Annotated in this window: 21 protein-coding genes and 1 pseudogene; 9 read left to right on the forward strand and 13 right to left on the reverse strand. The window is 59.6% G+C overall.

The window, feature by feature from the left end; genetic code table 11:
* Window positions 1-88: 88 nt before the first annotated feature.
* The 3 genes from AC6I6H_RS07295 to AC6I6H_RS07305 are packed head-to-tail and all read right to left on the reverse strand — an operon-like array spanning window position 89 to window position 2,755.
* Window positions 89-946, reverse strand: a complete 858-nt coding sequence (locus AC6I6H_RS07295; protein ID WP_497953082.1) for an SDR family oxidoreductase — start codon at window positions 944-946, stop codon at window positions 89-91.
* Window positions 943-2,058: a mannonate dehydratase gene (uxuA, locus tag AC6I6H_RS07300; protein WP_497953083.1), complete on the reverse strand. Its 1,116-nt coding sequence runs from the start codon at window positions 2,056-2,058 to the stop codon at window positions 943-945. The genes AC6I6H_RS07295 and uxuA overlap by 4 nt, the downstream gene beginning before the upstream one ends.
* Window positions 2,059-2,080: 22 nt before the next feature.
* Complete coding sequence (locus AC6I6H_RS07305) at window positions 2,081-2,755, reverse strand: GntR family transcriptional regulator (protein WP_497953084.1); 675 nt, start codon at window positions 2,753-2,755, stop codon at window positions 2,081-2,083.
* A 171-nt stretch (window positions 2,756-2,926) separates the two neighbouring features.
* On the opposite strand from AC6I6H_RS07305, the gene AC6I6H_RS07310 reads away from it, so the two are divergent.
* Window positions 2,927-3,139, forward strand: coding sequence for a hypothetical protein (locus tag AC6I6H_RS07310; RefSeq protein ID WP_497953085.1), 213 nt, complete (start codon window positions 2,927-2,929; stop codon window positions 3,137-3,139).
* 350 nt (window positions 3,140-3,489) lie between these two features.
* Here AC6I6H_RS07310 and AC6I6H_RS07315 read toward each other — a convergent pair whose 3' ends face one another.
* Window positions 3,490-4,131, reverse strand: coding sequence for a hypothetical protein (locus tag AC6I6H_RS07315; protein ID WP_497953086.1), 642 nt, complete (start codon window positions 4,129-4,131; stop codon window positions 3,490-3,492).
* Between the two features lie 280 nt (window positions 4,132-4,411).
* The gene (locus tag AC6I6H_RS07320) at window positions 4,412-5,410 is read right to left on the reverse strand and encodes a M15 family metallopeptidase (protein WP_497953087.1); all 999 of its coding nucleotides are present in this window, start codon (window positions 5,408-5,410) and stop codon (window positions 4,412-4,414) included.
* Window positions 5,411-5,579: 169 nt separating this feature from the next.
* Between AC6I6H_RS07320 and AC6I6H_RS07325 the strand changes: the two genes are divergently transcribed.
* The 4 genes and pseudogenes from AC6I6H_RS07325 (at window position 5,580) to AC6I6H_RS07340 (ending at window position 13,633) form a co-directional block, all read left to right on the forward strand.
* Complete coding sequence (locus AC6I6H_RS07325) at window positions 5,580-9,371, forward strand: phospholipid carrier-dependent glycosyltransferase (RefSeq protein ID WP_497953088.1); 3,792 nt, start codon at window positions 5,580-5,582, stop codon at window positions 9,369-9,371.
* 38 nt (window positions 9,372-9,409) lie between these two features.
* Window positions 9,410-10,345 (forward strand): annotated as a pseudogene (locus tag AC6I6H_RS07330) (glycosyltransferase family 2 protein); the annotation flags it as partial.
* A 347-nt stretch (window positions 10,346-10,692) separates the two neighbouring features.
* Complete coding sequence (locus AC6I6H_RS07335; protein WP_497953089.1) at window positions 10,693-11,127, forward strand: GtrA family protein; 435 nt, start codon at window positions 10,693-10,695, stop codon at window positions 11,125-11,127.
* A gap of 202 nt (window positions 11,128-11,329) precedes the next feature.
* On the forward strand, window positions 11,330-13,633 hold the full coding sequence (locus AC6I6H_RS07340; protein ID WP_497953090.1) for an S-layer homology domain-containing protein: 2,304 nt from the start codon (window positions 11,330-11,332) through the stop codon (window positions 13,631-13,633).
* A gap of 130 nt (window positions 13,634-13,763) precedes the next feature.
* Here AC6I6H_RS07340 and AC6I6H_RS07345 read toward each other — a convergent pair whose 3' ends face one another.
* Window positions 13,764-14,015, reverse strand: coding sequence for a hypothetical protein (locus tag AC6I6H_RS07345; RefSeq protein ID WP_497953091.1), 252 nt, complete (start codon window positions 14,013-14,015; stop codon window positions 13,764-13,766).
* 151 nt (window positions 14,016-14,166) lie between these two features.
* Between AC6I6H_RS07345 and AC6I6H_RS07350 the strand changes: the two genes are divergently transcribed.
* The gene (locus AC6I6H_RS07350; RefSeq protein ID WP_497953092.1) at window positions 14,167-14,805 is read left to right on the forward strand and encodes a TraX family protein; all 639 of its coding nucleotides are present in this window, start codon (window positions 14,167-14,169) and stop codon (window positions 14,803-14,805) included.
* On the opposite strand, the gene modB is transcribed toward AC6I6H_RS07350, so the two are convergent.
* On the reverse strand, window positions 14,802-15,482 hold the full coding sequence (gene modB, locus AC6I6H_RS07355; RefSeq protein ID WP_497953093.1) for a molybdate ABC transporter permease subunit: 681 nt from the start codon (window positions 15,480-15,482) through the stop codon (window positions 14,802-14,804). The genes AC6I6H_RS07350 and modB overlap by 4 nt on opposite strands.
* Window positions 15,479-16,369, reverse strand: coding sequence for a molybdate ABC transporter substrate-binding protein (gene modA, locus AC6I6H_RS07360; RefSeq protein WP_497953111.1), 891 nt, complete (start codon window positions 16,367-16,369; stop codon window positions 15,479-15,481). The genes modB and modA overlap by 4 nt, the downstream gene beginning before the upstream one ends.
* Window positions 16,370-16,726: 357 nt before the next feature.
* Here modA and AC6I6H_RS07365 point away from each other — a divergent pair, with 357 nt between their 5' ends.
* The gene (locus AC6I6H_RS07365) at window positions 16,727-17,704 is read left to right on the forward strand and encodes a substrate-binding domain-containing protein (RefSeq protein ID WP_497953094.1); all 978 of its coding nucleotides are present in this window, start codon (window positions 16,727-16,729) and stop codon (window positions 17,702-17,704) included.
* Between the two features lie 204 nt (window positions 17,705-17,908).
* Here the strand turns inward: AC6I6H_RS07365 and AC6I6H_RS07370 are convergent, their stop codons facing one another.
* Window positions 17,909-18,931 carry a thiazole biosynthesis adenylyltransferase ThiF gene (locus AC6I6H_RS07370; protein WP_497953095.1) on the reverse strand — a complete coding sequence of 341 codons (1,023 nt, stop codon included), beginning with the start codon at window positions 18,929-18,931 and terminating at the stop codon, window positions 17,909-17,911.
* 205 nt (window positions 18,932-19,136) lie between these two features.
* Here AC6I6H_RS07370 and AC6I6H_RS07375 point away from each other — a divergent pair, with 205 nt between their 5' ends.
* A complete protein-coding gene (locus tag AC6I6H_RS07375) occupies window positions 19,137-19,928 on the forward strand; it encodes a HesA/MoeB/ThiF family protein (protein WP_497953096.1) in 792 nt (263 codons plus the stop codon).
* Here the strand turns inward: AC6I6H_RS07375 and AC6I6H_RS07380 are convergent.
* Entirely contained in the window at window positions 19,925-20,173 is a 249-nt protein-coding gene (locus tag AC6I6H_RS07380; RefSeq protein WP_497953097.1) for a MoaD/ThiS family protein, read from the reverse strand. The genes AC6I6H_RS07375 and AC6I6H_RS07380 overlap by 4 nt on opposite strands.
* A gap of 269 nt (window positions 20,174-20,442) precedes the next feature.
* On the opposite strand from AC6I6H_RS07380, the gene rbsK reads away from it, so the two are divergent.
* Entirely contained in the window at window positions 20,443-21,378 is a 936-nt protein-coding gene (gene rbsK / locus AC6I6H_RS07385; protein ID WP_497953098.1) for a ribokinase, read from the forward strand.
* Between the two features lie 102 nt (window positions 21,379-21,480).
* On the opposite strand, the gene AC6I6H_RS07390 is transcribed toward rbsK, so the two are convergent.
* The 3 genes from AC6I6H_RS07390 to AC6I6H_RS07400 all read right to left on the reverse strand — a co-directional run bounded on the left by AC6I6H_RS07390 (window position 21,481) and on the right by AC6I6H_RS07400 (window position 23,633).
* Window positions 21,481-22,380 (reverse strand): manganese catalase family protein, encoded by a 900-nt coding sequence (locus AC6I6H_RS07390; RefSeq protein ID WP_497953099.1) that lies wholly within the window; start codon window positions 22,378-22,380, stop codon window positions 21,481-21,483.
* Between the two features lie 157 nt (window positions 22,381-22,537).
* Window positions 22,538-22,969, reverse strand: coding sequence for an L-fucose mutarotase (gene fucU, locus AC6I6H_RS07395; RefSeq protein WP_497953100.1), 432 nt, complete (start codon window positions 22,967-22,969; stop codon window positions 22,538-22,540).
* Window positions 22,970-22,982: 13 nt separating this feature from the next.
* Entirely contained in the window at window positions 22,983-23,633 is a 651-nt protein-coding gene (locus tag AC6I6H_RS07400; RefSeq protein WP_497953101.1) for a class II aldolase/adducin family protein, read from the reverse strand.
* Between the last annotated feature and the right edge of the window lie 35 nt (window positions 23,634-23,668).

Genomic DNA, 23,668 nt, shown 5'->3' on the forward strand with positions numbered 1-23,668 from the left:
ATCGGACGATCGTCAACGAAAAAGGAACCTCTCGCCCGGCCGGAGCCGGCTGCGGGAGGTTTCTCTTGTTGTTCCGTCGGCGGGGCGGCTATACGCCGGAATAAGCTTGAAACCCGCCGTCTACCGGAACCGTAATGCCGGTGACAAAGCCGGACATCGAATCGTCCAGCAGCCAGTTGACCGTGCCCAGCAGATCCTCCGGTTTGCCGAAGCGGCGCATCGGGGTGTGGGCGATAATTTTTTGCGAGCGTTCGCTTGGCGAGCCGTCTTCGCGCAGCAGCAGGGTGCGGTTTTGGTCCGTCAGGAAAAAGCCCGGTGCAATCGCGTTCACCCGGATGCCCGCTTCCGCCAGATGCACGGCCAGCCATTCCGTCAGGTTGTTGATGCCCGCTTTGGCCGCGCTGTAGGCCGGTACCTTGGTCATCGGAGAGAAGGCGCTCATGGAGGAGACGTTGAGCACGGCGGCTCCTTCGCGGCCCAGCATTTGCCGCGCGAACGCCTGCGTCGGGACCAGCGTTCCGGTGAGGTTCAGGTCGGAGACGTGCCGAAACCCGGCCAGGCTCAGGTCGAAGAAGGTGCGCACCCCCGGCTGGTCCAGGTCCTCCGGCCGGAAGCCTTCGTTTGTGGTGTTCGCGTCCGGGTGGTTGCCTCCGGCTCCGTTGATCAGCCGGTCGCAGCCGCCGTAGCGGGCCGCCACCTCCGCCGCTGCTTCCCGGACGCTTTCCGCATCGGTTACGTCGCAGGGCAGCGCGATGGCCTCGCCGCCGCTCTCGCGGATCGCCTCGGCCACCTTCCGGCCTTTTTCTTCCGTCCGGTTTAATACCGCGATCCGGCAGCCCTGCCGGGCAAGCTCCATGGCCATGGCGCTGCACAGCACGCCGGCTCCTCCCGTGATGACGAGGGTTTTGCCTCGGAGCGACGGATGGAGGGAATAGCCGTTTCTCATGACGGCAATCCTTCTTTCTCCAGCCGGGCTCCGGCATATTCCGCGCCGCGCCGGTCCCGCTGCCGGTACGCATCCCAAAGTCCCCACAGGTACATGATGCCGAGCGCCCGGTCGTACAAGCCGTAGCCGGGACGGCATACTTCGTCCCAGATGTGCCGGCCGTGGTCCGGCCGGCAAAAGCCTTCGTAGCCGCTCTCGTAATAAGCCTCGACGATTCCGGCGATGTCCACCGTTCCGTCCTGCGTACGGTGCGAGGTTTCGATAAAATCCCCATTGTCGTATACCTTCACATTGCGGATATGGGCGAACGGAATGCGGCCGATGTGCTCGCGGATAATTGCGGCGATGTCGTTCGCCGGGTTGGCCCCGAGCGAACCGCTGCAAAGCGTAAGACCGTTATAAGGGCTGTCGTACAGGCCGAGAAACCGCCGGATGTTGGACGCGTTTGTGATGATGCGCGGCAGACCGAACACGGGCCAGGGCGGATCGTCCGGATGAATGGCCATGCGGATGCCGTGCTCGGCCGCGACCGGAATGACCTCGTTTAAGAAATACCGGAGGTTTTCCCACAGCCGCTCCTCGTCGACACTGCGGTAGGCTTCAAAAAGAAGCGCGAGGTGCTGGAGCCGCTCGGGCTCCCAGCCGGGCATCGTCAGCGTGGAATCCCGGTTAATGCGGCCGACCAGCTCGAACGGATCGATGTCCCGGATCTTCGCATTTTCGTAAAACAGCGCCGTTGATCCGTCCTCCATCCGCCGGAACAGGTCGGTGCGCAGCCAGTCAAAGACGGGCATGAAGTTGTAGCAAATCACTTCGACCCCCACGCGGGCCAGCTTTTCGATCGTTTTTTTGTAGTTCGCGATGTAGAGGTCCCGGCTCGGGAGGCCGAGCTTGATGTCCTCGTGCACGTTGACGCTTTCCACGACCTTGAGGTGCAGCCCGGCCTGATCGGCGGCCCGCTTGACCTCAAGAATTTTGTCCATCGGCCATTCTTCCCCCGCAGGCACGTCGTGAAGGGCCCAAACAATGCCCTCGACCCCGGGTATTTGCCGGATTTGGGCAAGCGATACGGTATCGTTGCCTTCCCCAAACCAGCGGAATACCATCTTCATGCAAATCCCTCCCTTATGGCCTTCATTTGAAAAAGGCCGGATATTGCTCGCGAAGCCGGGGCAAATCCGCGGAAGCGAGCTCCATGTGCTCCAGCATCAGCCGGTCGCCCTGCTGCGGATCGCCTTCCCCGATTGCCTTCGCCAAAGCGGAATGCTGCTCAAACAAATCGCCCCAGCGCCGGCCGCTGGTCAACCGGAGCATGCGGCTCCGGTTCAGGTGGACCTTGACCTGCTGGACCGTCTCCCAGGTAAAACGCTTTCCGCAGCCTTCGAACAAAATCCGGTGAAAGTCTTCGTCCAGCCCGAACATGGACTTGGAATCGTCCGTTTCGACCGCGTGCCGCTGGAGCGCGAGATTCCGCTCCAGAGCGGAGGAGCTTTCCGCGGAAAACGACGAGCAGGCCAAGCGCATAACCGCGCGCTCCAATTGCTCGCGGATGAACCTCGCTTCCTCCACAAGCGATGCGTCGATAAGCGAAACGACGGTGCCGCGCTGGGGGTAAATGTCGAGCAAGCCCTCCTGGGCAAGCCGGAGAAAGCTCTCCCGCACCGGCGTCCGGCTGACGCCCAAACGCTGCGAAACCTCATTCTCGGAAAGGACCGTTCCCGGTGCAAGCGCCAGGGAAAGAATTTGCTCGCGCAGCGTCCGGTAAGCCGCCTCTTTGGCGGAAACCGCCGGTTGGCGATGCGCGGACATACAAACCGCCTCCTTTCGCTTCCGTTATTTACTGCCATACTACCATACAAGTTGGAGGCTGGAAACTCCTTTCTATTTTCCCTTCAAAGGCGCGTGCGGCAAAAAGAATCTGTTTCAGGCAAAGCTTCCCGTAGACTGCGAATCACTGAATTTTATTGAGGGGACAATCGCTTGCGCCTGATGAAGGCCGTTTCGCGGCAGGGTTTGGTTCGGATTTTGCCTGCATATGGCAGGCACGTTTTGGTTGACCGTATGCATATCCCGGCGAATAAGTTCGAAAAAGCAACAAATGATCGCCTCACCGGCTGCCTTTTAGCCCATAGCTGCAAAAAAGCAACTAATGAAGAGGTAATTAACAGTAAATGGAGAAAACTGAATCAATAAGTGTATGGATGTGTTTATTTCGGGTAAACCGGCTTTTTTGCTCAAACTAGTTGCTTCTTTACACCTAATTCTCACCGGGGGAGGGAGTAGAGTCGCATTCATGTTCCTCCTTGTTCACGTCTTTGTCTTCGGGTTTCATGCGAGTGATCGCTTAATCTGCCTTTGTCCGCCGGTAAGTCGGTCTACTCAGAAGTATGAGAGGCGGACGGAACGAATGAGACCCCGCAGCAGGAAATACAGCTCTTCAGGCATGAAAGAGGCTGCCCCCGTCGCGTCTGGGGACAGCCTTTTCGGAGCGGCTTCGGCCGGAGCGGGCTCTGGCGCAGCAACGCCGCGCCGCCCGCTCCGGCTTATTTAAAGTCAATGCCGTACCGCTCCAGGAATGGCCTCATGTCGCCTTCCAGCTCCATTGCCTGCCATTCGCTGCCGGGACGAGCGACATACAGCCGGTGCATGCCGGAAGCGCGCTCCAGCAGCAAAAGGGCTTCGCCGGCCGGCTCTGCGAGTCCGCCGGCTTTCGCCCCCGGCGCGGCCAGGGGGACCCGGATCGCGATGCCTGTCAGCGGTGCGGGAACAGCGGCGTCCGGCGCATTTGACGCGCGGGCGAGCCAGCCCGCGGCCTCGCGGCGGAGGTCCGGCTGGAGGGGGATGAGCCGGACTACGCGGCCTTCGGCTACAGCGAACACCTCCGCCGCATCCCTACGCGCCGCTTGGGCCGTGTACCGCCGAAGCGGGCCGGACAGCGCGGCGGCGCTGCGGACGGCAGGTGGGCCGGTAGCGGCTGGACTTGCGCAAAGCCGCCAGGCGCTCCCGGCGGCGCTGTGGAAGGCGGGGACGCGAGAGGCGGCGGGGCTTGCGGGAAGCCGCCAGGCGCTACCGGCGACATGGACATGAGCAGCCGGGAAGTGCTGCCCGATCGCGCCTTCCTTATATCCCCATATCGCCGAAGGGAAGGCGGCTGCAACGAGGAGAAACGGAAAAATCCGGTGCACGGTTTTCGCCTCCTGCTCGCCCGGACCGAAGGGGCCGCCTGGAATGGCGGCACAGCTTGCTCACGGGCAGATTGAAGGCCGGCCAAAACGGGTAATGCCTACCGTCGGCTGCGTTCGCGGCATTTTTATGCGTTTGCGGGGGCTCCCTTGTTTTGGCGGCTTTCTTTTTGCAGTATGGCCCGGGTTCCAGGAGTTCATCCTTAATTACCGCCGCTGGCGCCCGCCCCTGCCCCCTAGACGTTCCGGTTGACGGACGCCCAACAGGCCCGCTTCCGGCCGTTTACGGCTTCGACGCGGGAACCGCCTGTCCGAAGTATTCCTCCAGCGTCACGTCCTGCTCAAACACTTCGGCCGCAATCTCCGTGCCGATGTAACGGACGTGCCAGGGTTCATACATATAACCGGTGACGGCTTCTCCGTCGGAAGGATAACGGACGATAAAGCCGTATTCCCAGGCGTGGGCGGCCAGCCACTTGCCCTCCTTCGTTTCGCCGAAGGACTGGGTCAGCTGGAAGCCGGCGCTTTCGCTCGACACGTCCATCGCCAATCCGGTCTGATGCTCGCTTGTGCCGGGTTTGGCGCTGTAGCGGTTGGCCGCCGCTACGCCGTCCCGTTTTACATAATTGTTGTACAAGGTTTTTTGCGTTTGGTAGGAGCGGAAGCCGGATACCGCGTAAAGCCGGATGCCGTCTTTGTCCGCGCCTGCAAAAAGCTTCTCCAGCGCGGCCGCCGCTTCTTTGCGCATCAGCCGTTTCTCCAGTTTTTCCGTGAAAGGAAACCGGACGTCCGGCTCCACCAGATCGTCCGGGCGGTAGTCGGCGGGCAGCGCGCGCGTTTTGTTCACCAGCACCGCGAGCGCGGACGGCTCGGCAATAACGGCGACGGCGGCCGGAGACGGAGACGGCTTCGGAGCGGCCGCCGGCGTGGCGCTTGGGCTCGCCGCCGGCTTGCGCGAAGGCGAAGGCGCCGGTTTGGCGGACGGCGAGGCAGCCGGCTTGGCGGTTGGCTCCGCCGAAGCCGCGCCGCCGGGTGCTACAGCCGTCGGGGCCGCAGCGGAAGCCGCCGGGGTCGGCGCGGGCGGAGCGGCGCTGTCCGCCGGAGCCGGAGAGGGGACGGCGGAAACGGCCGCGCCCGGGGCGGTTGGCCATGCGGAATCCGCGGCGGGCGAAGTCGTGCCGTTTGCGGAATCGCCGCCGTCCGCTCCCGTGCAGCCGGCGGCAAGCAGGGCGAGCGTCAGAATCATAGAAGTAGACAAAGGATAGCGGATCTTTCGCGCCATGAAAACGCACCTCCATTTGTCCTTCATTATAGCACAGGCCGTACGGCGCGCGGCTTTGCCCGGGAAAAGGAAATCGGAGGAAATTGACCGGAATCGCCTACTACCTTTTCCCTCGCAGATTTGGCATAATGGACAAAGGATGAAAAGGAAGAGGAAGGAGAAGACTTCGTTGTTAAAAAAAGCATGGGCACTTTTATTGCTGGCCGTTCTGCTCGGAGCCTCGCCTGTCTCCGCAGCCGGACTCAACCTGGTGCAAAACGGAGGGTTCGAGGAAAACGGAGCGGGTCAGCCGACCGCGTGGAGTGCGGACACGTGGCACAGTGGCGAAGACTTCTCGCGCATGACGGTTCAACAGGACTTTACATACGCCGGACAAAGCGCGGCGATGATCGAAAACATACAACCCAACGACGCCAAATTCGTTCAGAAAATCACAGTCCAGCCCGACACGCTGTACCGTTTATCGGCCTATATCCGGGTGGAAGGGGCCGACCCGCAGTTCACGGGCGGCAACATCTCCGTGCTCGGGGTTTCGGAAACCTCGGCGGATTTCAAGGACACCTCCGGCGCCTGGCAGCAAGTGGAGCTGTACGGCAAAACGGGCAAAAGCCAGAAGGAGCTGCAGGTGGCGGTCCGCCTCGGAGGCTACGGCTCCCTTACCACGGGCAAGGCGTACTTTGACGAGGTGACGTTCGAGAAGGTCGATGCGGCGCCGGAAGGAGTCAGCGCCATCGCCTTTGCACCGCCCAATGCCGACATTCCGGACGCGGTTTCCTCGCTCGGGCTTGCGGCCATGTCGCTTTTGTTCGGCCTGCTGTATTTCTTTGTTTACCAGCGCTGGCTTCGTCCGGCCGCCGGAGGGGACAAGCGGAAATTCGCCCTCTGGTTCTTCGCGGCCGCCGGGGCGGCGCTTGTGCTGCGGCTGGTGCTGGCCGTTAAAAACCCGGGCTATCCGTCCGATATCGCCACGTTCAAGGCATGGGCCTTCAAGGCGGCGGACGGCGGCCTCGCCAATTTCTACGACGGGCAGTTTGCCGATTACCCGCCCGGCTATATTTACATTCTCTGGTTTCTCGGGAAGCTTCAAGCGGCCCTGCAGCTTCCGTGGGACAGCCGCGGAGCGCTGCTGCTGATCAAGCTTCCGGCGCTTGCCGCGGACCTGGCCATCGGCTGGCTGCTGTTCAAGGCCGGTTCCAAACGGCTTGGCGCCGCCGCCGGCTTCGGCCTCAGCCTGCTCTTCCTGTTCAATCCGGCCGTGCTGGTGAACTCCGCAGGCTGGGGGCAGATCGATTCCGTCTTTACCCTGGTTCTGCTGGCCGCGCTGTTGCTGCTGGCCTCCGGCCGTTACGAGCGTTCGGCCGTTCTGTTTGCGCTGGCGATTCTCGTCAAGCCGCAGGCGCTCATTTTTACGCCGGTGTTCCTGTATCCCGTGATCCGCGAGAAAGCCTGGAAACGGCTCGGCTTGTCCCTCGCTTCGGCGCTCGGCGTGTTTGTACTGCTGATTCTGCCTTTTTCCGTTCATAAGCTGCAGAGCGACCCGTTCTGGATCATCGACCTGTACGGCGGGACGCTCAGCCAATATGCGTACGCTACGCTGAACGCCTTTAACGTATACGCCCTTATCGGCCAAAACTTCGATCCGGCGGACGGCGGAATCGGCGGGCTGTCCTTCCTGACGATCGGTTATGCGTTTATCGTCCTGACCGTCGCTTTGTCCGCCTGGTACTACTTCCGGCGGAAGAAAACCGACGGGGGCGCGAAAATTTTCTATATCGCCTTCCTGCTGCTGTTCGCCGTCTTTATGCTGTCGGCCAAAATGCACGAGCGGTACCTGTTCCCCGCCCTGGGCCTGCTTCTGCTGGCCTTCCTGTTCCTGCGGGAACGGAGGATGATCCATCTGTTCGCGGGGATCAGCGTCGTTCATTACTTCAACGTTCACTATGTCCTGAAGAGCGCGGCGATCAACCAGCCGCACATCGCGGACTTTGACGGCATTTTGCTGGCGGTATCGTTTGCCCATCTGCTTTTGTTCGGCTGGGCGGTCAAGATCGGTTACGATCTGTTTATCCGGGAGCGGGCCGTTCCCGTCGAGCCGTACACCGAATATACGGCGCTTCCGGCCGATCCGGGCGGGGAAGGGTTGCTTCATGACCCGGCAAGCGGAGCGAAAATGAGCCGCTTCACCCGCAAAGACTGGATCTGGATGGGCGCCCTGACCGCCGTTTATGCGGCCGTCGCCTTTTACAACCTGGGGTCGTTCCACTCGCCCGTCACGGTGTGGGAGCCGAGCTCGAACGCCAGCGTAACGGTCGACCTGGGCGAAAGCCGGCAGCTGGAGCGGATCAACACCTTCGGTGAAATCGGCACGGGCAAATTCAAGCTGGAATTTGCCGACACGCCGGACGCCTGGCGCGACCCCGTGACGGTCGAAAACACGTACACCAAGGTGTTCTACTGGAACCGGCAGCCGCTTGCGGTGGCCGCCCGCTACGTGCGCATTTCCGTGGAGAGCCCCGGCTTCTCCCTGGCCGAGATGGCGATTTACCAGAAGGGGAGCGAAACGCCCGTTACCATCGCAGCCCTGACGGACAACGAGGCGCAGAGCCCGTCCCGGCGCGGCACGGCCGCCTATCTGTTCGACGAACAGAACGACGCCGTTTACAATCCGAGCTATATGAACCAAACGTATTTTGACGAGATTTATCATGCGCGGACCGCTTACGAGCATCTGCATATGATGACGCCTTACGAAACGACACACCCGCCGCTCGGCAAGCTGATCATGTCCGTCGGCATCTGGCTGTTCGGCATGAACCCGTTCGGCTGGCGGATCATGGGCACTCTGATCGGCATCCTGATGATTCCGCTGACTTACGTTTTCGCCAAGCGGCTGTTCGGGCGGTCCGAATACGCCTTTCTGGCGGCGTTTCTGATGGCGGTCGACTTCATGCATTTTGCCCAAACCCGGATTGCCACCATCGATTCCTACGGTGTCTTTTTCATCATGCTGATGTATTATTATATGTACCGCTACTATAGCATGAATTTCTACAATGAACCGCTCCGCAAAACGCTGAAGCCGCTGTTCCTGTCGGGTCTGTTCTTCGGTATCGGTGCGGCAAGCAAGTGGATCGTCATTTACGGAGGAGCGGGGCTTGCGCTCATCTTCTTCCTGTCGCTGTTCGAACGGTACCGCCAGTGGCGGGCGGCCGGAAAGCTGCTCCGCTTGCCGGAAACGTTCTCCGATGCGGAGCTGACGGCCCGGCTGAAGCGGGTGCGCGAGCTCTTCGTCCGAAACGCGGCCAAAACGGTGGCCTGGTGCACGCTTTTCTTCGTGGTGATCCCGATCGTCATCTATGCCTTGTCCTTCTTCCCGATTATGGCGGTGGACGGCCAGGAGAAATCGGTGCATCAGCTGGTCGAGTACCAGGAAAACATGTACAACTATCACAGCAAGCTGAAGGCGACGCACGGGTTCGGCTCGCCCTGGTATGAGTGGCCCTTCATGGTCCGGCCGATCTGGTTCTACAGCGGCAAGGAGGCGGTGGCCGCCGATCAGGTGTCAAGCATCTGGTCCTTCGGAAACCCGGCTGTGTGGTGGGTCGGACTGGCGGCCTTTGTCGCATCGCTGATCATGCTGAAAAAGTTCAAGCACCGGGGCATGTTCGTGGTGGCCGTGGCCTTCTTTTCGCAGTATCTGCCCTGGATGCTGGTCACGCGGCTCACTTTCATTTATCATTACTTTGCGATGGTTCCGTTCCTGATTTTCGCCATCGTCTATGCGGCCAAACACTTGATGGAACGGAACCCGTCCTGGAAATGGGGCGTCAAAGCATACGCCGGGGTTTCGCTGCTCCTGTTCCTGCTCTTCTATCCCGTGCTCTCCGGCTTCGTTGTGCCGAAGTGGTACGTCGATACGTTCCTGCAGTGGTTCGGCACCTGGTATTTCTATACCGGATGACGCAGCGCCCGCCGCTTTAACTTGGAAAGGGGTTTACCATGTCGGATCGCGTTAGATATTCCATCATTGTCCCAATGTATAACGAGCAGGAGGTTATCGCCGAAACCTACCGCCGGCTGAGCGAGGTCATGAACCGGCAGCCGGAGCCGTTCGAGCTGGTGTTCGTCAACGACGGCAGCCGCGACATGACGGCCAAGATCGTGCGGGAGCTGGGCGAAGCCGACCGCAACGTGAGGCTGATCGACTTTTCCCGCAATTTCGGCCATCAGGTTGCGATCAGCGCCGGAATGGACTACGCCCAAGGTGACGCGGTGGTCGTCATCGACGCCGATCTTCAGGATCCGCCCGAGGTCATCCTCGACATGATCCGCAAGTGGAAGCAGGGCTACGATGTCGTGTACGGCAAACGGCTAAAGCGCAAAGGGGAAACGGCGTTCAAGAAGCTGACCGCCAAAATGTTCTACCGCACGCTCCGCAGCATGACCAACGTGGACATCCCGGTCGATACCGGCGACTTCCGCCTGATCGACCGCAAGGTGTGCGACGTCATGCGCGGCCTGACGGAAAAGAACCGGTACGTCCGCGGGCTGGTCAGCTGGGTCGGCTTCCGCCAGACCTCGGTCGAGTATGTGCGCGAGGAACGGTTTGCGGGGGAGACGAAATACCCGCTCAAGAAGATGCTGCGGTTTGCGCTGGACGGCATTACCTCCTTCTCGTACAAGCCGCTGAAGATCGCAACCTATTTGGGCACCGTGGTGTCCCTGTTCAGCTTCATTTACTTGATCGTGGTCATCTTTCAGCGACTGTTTACGAACACGACGGAGACCGGCTGGGCTTCGACAATGGCGATCCTGCTGTTTTTCAACGGGCTTATGTTGATGATGATGGGCGTGATCGGCGAATACATCGGGCGCATTTACGACGAAACGAAAGGGCGTCCGCTGTACATTGTCCGCGAGGCGCTCGGTTTTGAAGCGCCGGGGCAGGGAAGCTCCGGCACCTCCTCCGCAATCGCCGCACCGCCGGTCCGCGGAGCGGTGGAGGAAGAAGCCGCCGTTCTGGACGAGGCAGGCTTTTCCGTACGGGAGGAGCTTGCGCAAGAAGAGGACGAGCCTGCGCGCTACGTGCCGAATCCGGAGGAGGAACGGCGCGCGCGGATGATGTCGCTGGTCGGCAAGCTGCCGCAAAATCGGATGAGCAGCTTCGGATCGGACATTCCCCGCCAGGAGGCCGCACCGGCCGCAGAGTCGAGGGGCGGGGCTCCGTTTCATTCCGGCCGCGAGTACGCGGACGAGGACGGGACGGAAAGGCCGGAATCGTAATGCTTCGTAGCCTTCTCACCAAGTACCAACGGTTCATCCGCTTTAACCTTGTAGGCATTCTCAACACCATCGTGGACTTCGGCCTGTTCGCCATTCTGTTCGCGGCAGGCATGCAGGAAATTCCGGCCCAGTGCATCTCTTATGTCGCCGGTGTAGCAAACAGCTACTTCTTTAACCGCAAGTGGACGTTTGCTTTGCCGGATGGGGCCGGGACCGCCAAGCCCAAAACCGATATCCCGGAAATGATCCGGTTTCTGGTTGTCAATCTGGTAACGCTCCTCTTGTCGGTTCTCGTGCTCCATCTTCTTGCCGAACGCATGGACATGCATGGGCTTTTGGCCAAAGCGGCGGCGACGCTGCTCACCACGCTGGTCAATTTTATCGGCAGCCGGTTCTGGGTGTTCCGGACGAAGACGGATTCCACGCCGGAATGAGCGGTGGGTTAATCGATTCGCATAGCCGAAAACGAAAGAAGACAAACGCCGTTCCCGCGTGGAACGGCGTTTTGCTTTCCGGACAAAATTTTTTTGCATGGCACTGCAACCTTTATTTTCCGGAGACCGTTATTATAGTGCAAGGTACTTGGAGATCATAACCAATTGTATCGGAGAGTGAAAAACAATGAGGGCTATGAAAATGGCAGGAGCTCTGAGCCTCTCGGCTGCGCTTCTGGTGACGGGAGCGGCCTCGGCGATGGCGGCGAATACGAGCAAGGGAACGGCGGATGCGGCATATCCGCAAGCAAGCCCAAGCTTCGCTCCGGGGCAAACCGGCACGTCTGCCTCGGAAGCGGAGCCGAATGCGGTCAAGGCAAAGGTTACAAAGGAAAAGGCGCAAAGCATCGCCAAGTCGCTGATCGACATTCCGGCCGACTACAAGCTGAAATCGGTGCGGTACGAGACCCAGGGCTGGTCCACGGACAACGGCTTCTGGCAGCTGAACTATGAGAAAACCGCTAAAGACGATTCGGATTTCGGGTATCTCAACGTGGCGGTCGACGCCCAGACGGGCAAGCTGGTGAGCTTTAACCAGTACGAGAACAACAACGACCAAAAGCCGGCTTTTCCGCCGAAGGTCGACCTTGCAGAAGCCAGGAAGCTGGCCGACGCCCTGCTCAAAAAATTCAATCCCGGCGAAGCTTCCTCCGTCAAGTATAACGACGGCTTCGATAAAAATTTCCTTCCCCCGCTGAGCGGAGAAGTCCAGTATTCGCTGCGGTATGACCGGGTGGTCAATGGAATTCCGTACCCGACCGACGGCATTTCCTTCGACATTAACGGCGAAGGCAAGCTGGTGAGCTACCAGTATACATGGCATGACAGCAAAACCTTTGCTTCGGCCACGCCGGGCATCAAACCGGCCGACGCCCTTGCCGCTTATCAAAAAGAATTTACCCCTTACCTGCAATATTACGTAATCAACCGTCCGGGCGAAAAAGCAAAGGTCTTTCTGACCTATTCGCTCGATGCCAGCCCTCTGGACGCGGCGACAGGCAAGGCGATTTACCCCTTCTATAACAGCGATTTGGCCAAAATGAAGCCTCTAACAGACAAACCGCTTGCGGCCAAGCCAGCGGCAAACCAGGACCTGACGGACGATGAAGCGGTAGCCGTCGCCAAAAAGGTGCTGGCGCTTCCGTCCGGCGCCAAGCTGCAAAACGTTTCGTTTACGGAAGTAAACGACGAGAAAACCAGCGGCGAGCGTTCCCGATGGGACATCACCTGGCAGGTCGGCAAACCGGGCGACAAGAATTACGTCTCGTATCAGGCTGCCGTAAATGCGAAAACAGGCGAAGTGACCACCTTTAACAAATACTTCGAAACCATCTTCACGAGCTTGTCCGACGCGGAGAAGAAAAAACGCATTTCTCAGGAGAAAGCCAAGCAGAACGTGGAAGCGTTCCTGAAAAAGGTTCTTCCTTCCTACAGCAACCAGCTGGCGGTTGTGCCGACTCCCGCTTCGATGCTGCGGGAAATCGAGGAGTCCGGAAACCGGACGCTTTCCTTCGACGTCAAACGGATGATTGACGGCATTCTTACCAATCAGGACTCGGTGAACGTAACGATTGATCTTCTTACCGGCGACGTGGTTGGCTTCTACAGCTACCTGGTGGATATTGATTATCCGTCCACCCCGCCCAAAACGATTCCGGCCGCGAAGGCGCAGGAGCTCCTGCTTCAACCGTATACGCTGCAGCTTCAGTATTACGAACAGGATGCGGCTGTAAACAACAAGGATGACAAGTCCGAAAAGCAGGCGAAGCTGGTTTACGTGCCGGTCCGCAGCTATTATTTTGACGGTTTTCTGGATGCCGAGACAGGCACTTGGCGGAAGAGCGCTACCGGGGAAGAAACGGTTCCAGGCAAAGTGAAGGCGACGGATATCGTCGGCCATCCGGCGCAGCGCGAGCTGCAGCTTATGGTCGATTATGAAGCGCTGACCGTCAAAGACGGCAAAGTGAACCCGGAACAAACCGTTACCCGCGGCGAATTTGTCAAAATGCTCGTCATTGCGATTAACGGCGGAAACTACCTGCCGTACTATGGGCCGGAACGGGCCAATACGTTCAAGGATGTCGCGAACGGCAGCTCTCTCTTCGGATATGTCGAGAATGCGGTGGACGCAGGCATTCTGGACCGTTCCTCGGGCACCCTGAACCCGGATGCCAAAGTGACCCGGGAGGAAATGGCGCAGCTGCTGGTGCGCGCCCTCGGCTATGACAAATTGGCGGGCAAAACCGATTTGTTCAAGCTGGACGTTCAGGACGCCGATCAAGTGAAGCTGAAAGGCCAAGCGGCGATTGTTCTCTCGCTCGGCATCATGGACAAAACGGACGGCAAATTCAACCCGGCCGGCGAAGTCAGCCGCGCGCAGGCGGCTGTGGCATTCTTCCGCTTTCTGGAAGTCCGTCCGCAGATGTATTCCGGCCCGATCCGGTAAGAAGCCGGAGAAAACCGGGGGAATCCGGAAACACCCCGGAGGAACCCGGGAGAATCCGTGGACCAAATCCGGTCCCGGCACAAAAGACCCGAAGCGCTTCGCTTTTGAAGCGTTTCGGGTCCTTTTGCATTTAATAGACCAGAGGCTGATAAGGCGTTGGTTCAGGTATCGTCTCCGGTCCGCAGCTCGGGAACGGATGGACGTCCTGAATACGCGCGAACGGATACTGCTTGGTGGCGAATTGATTCCGGTACAGGTATTCCAGCACGTACAGCCGGTCGTCCCGGATGCCGCACAAAATGCCCGATGTTCCGGTACCGTCGGCAAACGAAATTCCAACGGGCTGCCGGAGCAAATAATAAATTCTTTGCTGCCAGGGCATGGGCCCTCACCTCCGGTTCAGCTTATGCGGCGCGGACCGGACCGGTTCGTATCGGGCGGGCGGCAATATTGCCGCCTGCACCGATCTGGGCTAAAATAGGCGGAACGACAACCAATCGATTTCGGAGCGAGACGGGGGAGAGGAGCGGGCCATGCAGCTGCTTGCCATGATCACCATGCTGATCGATCACATCGGCGCTTTGTTTTATCCGGACCAGACCGCATTCCGCTGGATCGGCCGGCTCGCCATGCCGCTTTATGCGTACGGTATTGCAGCCGGGTTCACACGAACCAAAAACCTGCCGGCTTATTTGCTGCGGCTTGGCATTATTTTCGCGGCGGCGCAGCTGCCTTATGCCATCGCATTTCACACGAGCCAGATCAACATAGTCGGTACGTTTCTGGCCTGCCTTGGCGTTCTTTGGCTGATGGAGCGATCGACAGCCGCAAGCGGGAAGGTGCTGATTGCTGCGGCCGCCGTTCCGGTGCTGGAGTGGATTCCGTTCGAGTACGGGAGTTATGCGCTTCTGCTAATTCTGGTTTACCGCTACAGCCGTCAGGAGTGGATGCTGCTGCTGCATGTTCTGTTGAATCTGGTTTTTCTCTTCTATAAAGGCTGGGTGCTCGCCATGGCCAGCGCCGTTTCCACCGCGATCGTAACCTTGTATCCCGGTTTTGCGGGCAGAACCGGAGCCCGCCGGGTTCCCCGCTGGCTTTGGCTTGGCTTTTATCCGGCGCATCTTCTGCTTTTGGTTATTGTTCGGGACGTGCTGCTTCCCTTGTTGGCCTAAGTATCCTTTCGAACCCGGTTCGTCAGGAGCAGCATGAGAAACGAAATCGCCATGGTGGCGCCGGTCCAATACCAGGCCAGCGTCATCTTGCCTTGATCGACCGCCAGATAGATGGCCGTCGGAATGGTTTGGGTTTCGCCCGGAATGTTGCCCGCCACCATCAGCGTCGCGCCGAACTCGCCGAGCCCCCTGGCAAAGCCGAGCACGTAAGCGGCCAGCAGGGAACGCCACGCGAGCGGAAGCGAAACATGGCGGAGGACTTGCCATTCGGAGGCGCCGAGCGAGCGGGCCGCGTCCTCCAGATCCTTTTCCACGCCCGCGAAGCCGGTTTTCAAGGTCTGGTAGGCCAGCGGAAAGGAAACGACGACGGCAGCCAGCACGGCCGCTTCCCAGGTGAACATAAGCGAGCGGTCAAACAAGGCTTCGACAAACTGCCCGAGCCAGGTTCTCCGGCCGATCAGAACGAGCAGAATAAATCCGACTACCGTCGGCGGGAGGACAAGCGGCAGCATAAACACGGTTTCCAGAAGCGTTTTCCCCCGGAAGCGTTTCTTGGCCAGCAGCCAGGCCAGCAAAACCCCGATCGCAAACACAATGACACTGGACACAAACGAAACCTTCAGGGAAAGCCGGATGGGGGAAAGAAAATCGTCAAAGCCGAGAGGGAGCGGCCTCATTTCGCTGCGGCGCTAAACCCGTGTTTGGCAAAGACAGCGAGCGCTTCCGGGGACTTCAGATAGTCATAGAAAGCTTCGGCCTCCGACCGCTGTTCGGTAGCAGCTACGATCCCTATCGGGTAAGTGATCGCTTTGTGGCTGGCCGGATCGGCCGTGAAGGCGATGCGGACTTTGATCGAGCCCAGGGCGTCCGTTTTGTAAACGAAGCCGGCTTCCGTATTTCCGGTTTCCACATAGTTCAGGACTTGCTTGACGTCTTTTGTGAGCACCAGTTTGGCTTGCAGGGTATCCCAGAGCCCGGCGTAGACCAGGGCTTCTTTGGCGTAGCTCCCGGCCGGAACGGACTCGGGCGTGCCGATAGCAATTTTTTGGACCTCGGCATTGGCCAAATCCCGAACGGTCTTCACGTCGGGAGCGCCGGATGCGGGAATCACAAGCACAAGCTCGTTCGCCAGAAGATCGGCCGCCGTGTCCGGATCGATCAGCTTCTTTTCCTTTAACGCGTCCATCTGCTTTTTGCCTGCCGATACAAACAAATCGGCGGGCGCGCCCTGCTCGATCTGCTGCTGCAGGGTGCCGGAGGCTCCGAAATTGAAGGCAAGCTTGATCCCCGGATGCGCCGTCTCGTAAAGCGGCTGGATTTCATTCAGGCTTTCCGTTAAGCTGGCCGCTGCCGAAATCGCAAGCTTGACCGTCCCAACGGGTGAAGGCACAGCCGTTGAGGCGGCTGCGGCCGGTGCGGTGGGCGATGCCGCCACGGTCTCTTGAGGCGTGTTCGGAGCGGAAGGAGAAGCGCCTTGTCCCGCGGAATCATCCTGTCCGCAACCGGTTAAAACAAACGTTATGGCCAGCCATCCTGCAAGAAGAACACCGATTTTCTTTTTTATCAATGTAATTCCCCTCCCGAACTAACATTGTTTTTGTTTGGTTTTGTTTGATTTGATTATAATTAGATATAAATGGCAAGTAAATTACCCAAACGTGAACAAATGATGTAATTTTATGGTGATATAACTTACAAAACATGTAAAGAATTTGTTAGGTCTTCCTGACCGGTTGCCCGTCATTCATGTAAAACCCCTGTTTTTCCAGAAAGCACAGGCTTGCCTGCACACAAACGGCCGTCGTCTCCGGGGAGGAAACGACGGCCGTTTGACGTATGACGGGATGGAGGATTTGGGTTTGTATTCCAGATTGGCAAACGGTATGATGAGGGGAGCAACGGTTCGCACGGAGGGAATATTATGACGGGACCGGTCTCCTATACGGCGGAGGAAATCGCCAGGCTGCTGCGGGTTTCCAAGCTGACGGTTTACGATTTGATCAAGAAGGGCGAGCTTCCGGCGTATCGGGTCGGCAAGCAGATGCGGGTCGATTCTACCGATCTGGATGCATATAAAACGAAAGCCCGCATGGGCGGAGCCGCCGAGACGATTTTCCCGGCCGTGCCCGCTCATTTGTCTGCGATCCCTTCACCTGCCGCCGGGGCTCCCCAAGGGCTTCCGCTAACAGGCACGCGCCACCTGGTCATCACCGGACAGGATTCGGTGCTCGATATTCTCGCCAAACATATTGAGCGGCAGACCCGTTCGGTCCGTCCGCTTCGTTCGTTTGTCGGGAGTCTGGACAGCCTGATCTCCATGTACCAAGGGGAATCAGATATCGTCAGCACGCATTTGTATGACGGAGATACGGGGGAATACAACCTGCCTTACATCCGGCGGATTCTGATCGGGCTGCCGTATGTTGTGATCAATCTTGTCTCGCGTACGGCGGGCTTATACGTGGCCCCGGGCAATCCGCTCGGCCTCAGGGACTGGGCGGATCTGGCAAAGCCCGGGGTGACCGTGGTCGGCCGGGAACGGGGTTCTGGAGCGCGGGTGCTGATGGACGAGCAGCTGCGCGTACGCGGCATATCGGCAAACCGCCTCGCCCTCTACCCCAAGGAGGAGTCCAGCCATATGGGCGTAGCGGGCAAAGTGGCCGCCGGTCTCGCGGATGCCGGGATAGGAACCGAACGCGCCGCTTTGGCCATGGAGGTGGATTTCATTCCGCTCATCAAGGAGCGCTACGATCTGGTGATGCTGAAGAAACCGGAAAACGGGGAATGGATGACGGGCGTTCGGCAGATTCTCGCCTCTGAAGAATTCCGGGCCGATTTAAAAACGATGGGGGGCTACGATCTGTCCCTCACCGGAAGCGTGTTATGGGAAACGGAATGACCCGCGGCCTTCCCGTTGGTTTCTATCCGCGTCCGGCTTTTGCGCCGTTATCGGCTCAAAGGCCGGGCGCTTTTTTGCGGCCGGAAGCAAACGGCGGGGAGCCGCATCAGGCCCGCACGCCGCTTACAGCAAAGCGCTCCGCACCGGCGATGACTTTGCGGAAGGAGCGCTTCTTCGCCCGAGCTTGGAGAATGCGGGTTGCGGTCAGCCGAGCAGGCGATGGTAGAGGCTTTTGGCTTCCGCGATGTCCTTTGTGCCGTGTACCAGCACGCGGCCGTCCTTGAAAAGCACTAAGCGCCGCTCGCCGAGTGTACAGGACAGCAGGTACGGATTGCGCTCAATCACGCCGCCCTGCTTCGCCAATTGGGCCGCAAGAAGCTCCAGGTCCCGTTCCGCCGGCTTGGCCGGGCGGATTTGAACGGTATCCCGTCCGCACAGGATGGCGGTTTTGGTCTGATTGGCCGCAGACAGGTTCGGATAAGCCGGATGGCTGCCGCAGGACGGGCAATCCGCTTTCTTCATGGCGGAAATGTCGATTTCGGCGTGCTGGTTTTTCCACAGGTCGAACGACAGCAGGGTTCCGCGCAGCGCTTCCCGGCGGCCGGTCAGCAGCTTCAGTGCTTCGGCGGACTGATACGCGACGACCATCTGCGCCGCCGGCGCAATGATGCCGACCGTATCGCAGGTGCCGCCCTCGACAATTCCCGAATCCAGCATGCAGCCGAGGCAGGGCGTCTCCCCGGGCAGCACCGTAAACGTCAGGCCGTAGCTGCCGACACAGGCGCCGTAAATCCACGGGATTTTATATTTTTGGGCGACATCATTCAGGATGAGCCGGGTATCGAAATTGTCCGTGGCGTCCAGAATCAGGTCCATGCCCTTGGCCAACCGCAGCAGCTCGTCCGAGGTGGCGTCCGCCACCAGCGCCTCCACTTCGACGCCGGAATTGACGGCGTTCAGCCGGGCCTTGGCGGCGATTGCCTTCGGCAGCCGGTTTCGCGCGTCCTCTTCGCTGTAAAGCGACTGCCGCTGCAGGTTGCTTTCCTCCACGTAATCCCGGTCTACCACCGTAAGCTTGCCCACACCGGCGCGGACAAGCGTTTCCGCCAGCGCCGACCCGAGCGCCCCCGCTCCGATCAGCAGCACCCGCTTTTGGGCAAGCTGCTCCTGGCCCCCCGGGCCGATGCCTGCGAATAACATTTGCCGCGAATAGCGCTCCCGGTTCATGACCATCCTCCTTTTCACAATGCTGTTATTGTACCGCGAAAGGAAACGTCCTGTCTTTAGGTCAGGCGGGAAAGTTGGCAATTGTTCAATAGTTTCCGTTTCCGGCAAAAAACGGCCGGACTGCCGATTGACGGGCGGGAAAAGGCGCAGGTAAAATGAGGGAAATTCGGAACAGTCGCGGCGCTTGCCGGAGGGAGGAACGGACATGGAAAAGATACAAGGCGGCCGGACCCAGCCGGCGGATGCGGGTCGGTATTACCGCCAATTGCCTTTGCTTGGGGAAGAGGGACAAGCCCGTTTGAAGGAAGCTACGGTGTTCGTGGCCGGAATCGGCGGACTCGGCGGGACGGCGGCGCTTTATCTCGCGGCTGCGGGCGTGGGGCGACTGATTTTGGCGCACGAAGGCGTTATCGCCCTGCCCGATCTGAACCGGCAAATTCTGATGAGCGACGACAAAGTGGGCGGAGAGCGGGCCGCGGCCGGAACCGAAAGCCTGAAACGGCTCAACCCGGAGGTCCGGATTGACGCCTATGCCGAGCGAATCCGGTATGAGCGCGCGCTGGAATGGGCCAAAGAAGCGGACATCGTGATCGATGCCCGGTATGATTTTCCGGAGCGCTATGAGTTAAACCGGGCCTGTCAAGACGCCGGCAAGCCGATGGTGGAAGCCGCAATGTACGGGTTTGAAATTTCGCTTACCACCATCGTGCCCGGACGCACGCCCTGCTTGCGCTGCTTGTATCCCGAGGCCGACCGGGCGTGGGAGCCGTTGGGTTTTCCCGTGCTTGGAGCGGTGTCCGGCATGGCGGGCTGCATGGCGGCGCTGGAGGCGGTCAAATGGATTACCGGCATCGGGAAGCCGCAGGTCGGCGTCCTGACGCGTATCGATACGCTGACGTTTGAACCGTACTCCGTCTCGCTGGACGGCGTGCCGCGTTGTCCCGCTTGTCAAACGGCTGCGGGCAAGACCGGCAGCCGCCCGCACGGAGCGCCTTAGCCGCCCGACAAAGGCGGGATCAGGGCGACTTCGTCGCCTTCCGCGAGGAGACGGTCATCCGGAGCGTATGCTCGGTTAACCGCCGTGAGCGCGCTCCGGATGGCCGGAGCGGAGGCCGGATGGCGCTCCGCAAAGCGTTCCTTCAGCTCTTTGACGGTTACCCGCTCCTCCGCAAACCGGAGCTCAACCGAGGCGCCGCCCGCCGCTTCGGCAAGCCCGGCAAACAAATGCAGTCGGATGTTCATCGTGACCACCTCGCCGTTTTTTTCTACCATACCATACTTATTTTTGCATTGTCAGCCGGCGTGTGAAAATGACGGAGCTTCGCCATATTTGCCGCCGCTCCCCGTCTTGGGCCGTAAATCCCGGATTGGAGCGCATTGTCTTCTTTCTGTGGCGATGATAGAATCAGGGAAAACGGGAAAGCGTTTACGCGGATGCCGGAATGCCGGACTCCCACTTGGAACGAGCAGCTGCAGCACGGTCTCATGCAAAAAGAAAGGTGGAAGAAAATATGGCCAAACAGGAAGCGCCCCGGATCGCGGTGGTGGGAAGTTTAAACATGGATCTGGTCGTCGATACGGCTCTTGTTCCGGCGCAGGGCGAAACGGTGTCCGGGCAGGGCTTTCATTCTCTTCCGGGAGGAAAAGGAGCCAACCAGGCGGTGGCGGCCGCCCGGCTGGGCGCGGATACGACGCTGATCGGCGCGGTGGGGAACGACATGTTCGGAGACCGGCTGCTGCAGGCGATGGAGCGATACGGCGTACAGAGCGAGGTCGAACGGAGAGAGGACGTCAGCACCGGCGTCGCCTCCATTTGGGTGCATGACCGGGACAACCGGATCATTGTCGTGCCGGGCGCAAACGGCACCGTGTCGCCGGAAACCGTGGAAGCGAGACGGGAGGCGATTACCCGGGCGGACATTTTGCTGCTGCAGCTGGAGGTGCCGGCGGATGCGGTGTTCGCTGCGGCGGAGATCGCCTACAAAGCGGGAGTCCGCGTTGTTTTGAATCCCGCGCCGGCCGCGCCGCTGCCCGACGGGCTGTTTCCGCTCGTCACCTGCCTGACGCCGAACCGAAGCGAGCTGGCCGTGTATGCCGGTGTAGACGAGCAGGAGCTGCTCGAAGACGAAGGCAAGCGGAACGAAGCGATGGAGCTTCTGCTTGGCAAAGGCGTGCATTCGGTTTTGGTCACGCTGGGCGCCGGCGGCGCAGCCTATCTGGACCGGTTAGGGAACCGGTTCAGCGTGCCGGGGCGCAAGGTCGAAGTTGTGGATACGGTAGGCGCCGGCGACTGTTTTAACGCCGCATTCGCCGTTTCGCTGGCCCGGGGTCTGGATGTCCAGCCCGCCCTTGAATATGCAATCGCCGCGTCGGCATTGTCCGTCACCCGGTTTGGCGCGCAGAACGGAATGCCGGCGGCCGCCGAGGTGGATGCATTTCTGGTCTGATTTGCGGAATTATGCTGCACGCAGCAAAGCCCGTTCTCCTGTGCCAGGGAGAACGGGCTTTTATTATCTGCTCGTCTGACGCGGTCCTGCAAGCAAAGCGGGTTAGCGAATGTTGGCGGCGTTTTGCAGCCGCTTGGCGATCTCAAGGAAGTCCTCGTGGGAGATGCCCGGCGCAAATTCTTCCTCGGCTGTCGGAGCCTCGGGAATGGGTACCCCTTTGGGCGCGCCCTGAATCACTTCCAGCGGCAGTCCGTCCTCCGGATGCGTGCCCTTCCAGATCTGCGCGATGTCGCTGAAATCGAGGTCGCTGTACGTATACAGCTTGGTATGGACGCCTTTTTCCTCGTACTTTCGCGCTTCGGTAAACGCTTTGTTGCTGAGCGAAGGAATCGGGACCAGCTTGGTTACGTCGACGCCGGTCGCCATCTCCAGCGCTTTGGCGTAGGCGACGACATGGACGCCCCCGCGCACGAGCAGGAAGCCGCACACCTCGCGGGCCGCCGGGTGGTCGGTTGTTTCGTACACCTTCATTTTATGCGTCCGGGCTCCGCATTCAAGGAAGAAATTGTGCAGCAGGTCGAGGATCAGGTTGCCGCTGTTAAAGACATAATCGCCCGTCCAGGGACGTCCCATCGAATCGACCGGCAGCGACGATTGCGCGCCGGCCAGGTAGTGATAGCTGAGCCGGGCGTCCTTGAGCGGATTCAGCGGGCCTTCGTCGGGCGCCGCCGGCTTGGTGGCGCCCAGGTAGCATTTATTCACTCCGTGGGCCACCAGCTCCACATGGCCCAGCTCCTCGGCCGTGATGCTGGTCACCAGGTCGTAAAAGGGCTTCAGCTTGGTTTTTCCGCGAAAATTAAAGGATTGGTAGAGGTAGTTGTTCAGCGTTGACATTTCGCCGTACTTGCCTCCCAGGAGCTCTTGCAGGGCCGCGGCCGCGTTCGGGTCCGCTTTTTCGACTTCGGGGATTTCAATTAAGATTTCATCAAGCCGTTTGAACATACGCTTCCCTTCATCTCCTTTATTTGCTGGAATCGCCATACTTCCATATTTACCCCGTCCGGCGGCCGGCGAATAACGGTGGCGGAAGAAATGCCCAGCCATGCAAAAAGCCCCTCTCCGGAGGGAGAGAGGCTTTTCGTTCACCAAGGCCAAACGCTTATTCGGTTGGCAAAACGCCTTTCTTGATCAAAATATTCCCGTACAGCGCTTCCTCTCCAGTCACTACAATGGCGTAGCTGCGTTTGGCTCGCTCGTAGAAAGCAAACCGCTCCTCGAACTCCACGGAAGCGTGACTGTCATGCTTGGCGAGGATCTCTTTGTAAACGGCCCAGATCACGGGCGAGGTCGAATCGCCTGCCACAACGGACATCAGAGCGGTCTGATGGGGCACGTAATGGTCAAGCGGCATCAGCTCCAGAATGGCGTCAAGCAGAGAAGGGATGCCGATTCCGTCATAGCGGATAACGCGGGAATGAAGGGAATGGCCGGGAAAATGGGCGTCGGCCAGCACAAGCTCGTCCCCGTGGCCCATTTCCATCAGAATGCGGACGAGTTCCGGAGACAGCAGCTTGGGGATTTTCTTCAGCATGGCTTTGGCCTCCTTACATGCCGTAAAAGGACCGGAGCGCCACGAGTTCTTCGATCCGGTTCGGAGGCAGCTCCCTTTCGCCGTCGATCAGACGGGTCAGGAAGGTCAGCTTGGCGGTAAACTCCAGCCGCTCCATGTTCAGATAAGCGGCCATTACGTCCTTGCCCCAGGTGATCGCCCCGTGGCTTTCCAGCAGAACGGCGCTTTTCTTGCCGAAGAACGGCGCCAGCGAATCCGGCACCTCCTCGGTGGAAGGGGTGCCGTACTTGGCGATCGGGATCTCTCCCATGGCGATGACGGATTCCGGCATCAGCATTTTGTCCAGCGGCTCGCCTTTGATGGCGAACGCGGTTGCGAACGGGGGATGCGCGTGGACGACGCCGTTCATGTCCGGGCATTCCCGGTAAACCCGCAGGTGCATTTTTACCTCGGTGGAAGGCTTTACTCCTTCCTTGGCCTCCAGAATATCCCCCTGAAGGTTGACCTTCACCAGCATGCCGGGCTCCAGATAGCCCTTGCTTACGCCGGTCGGCGTGGCCAGCACCTCGTTTTCGGACAGCCGGGCGGAAATGTTTCCGTCGTTGGCCGCGACAAAGTTTTTCGTAAACAGGTTTTTGCCGATTTCGCAAATCAGGCGGCGCAGCTCTTGCTCCCGGTTTTCCATTGTCGATGGCTCCTCTCTTGTGCTTGATGCCGCCG

Source organism: Gorillibacterium sp. sgz306347 (genome assembly GCF_059735245.1).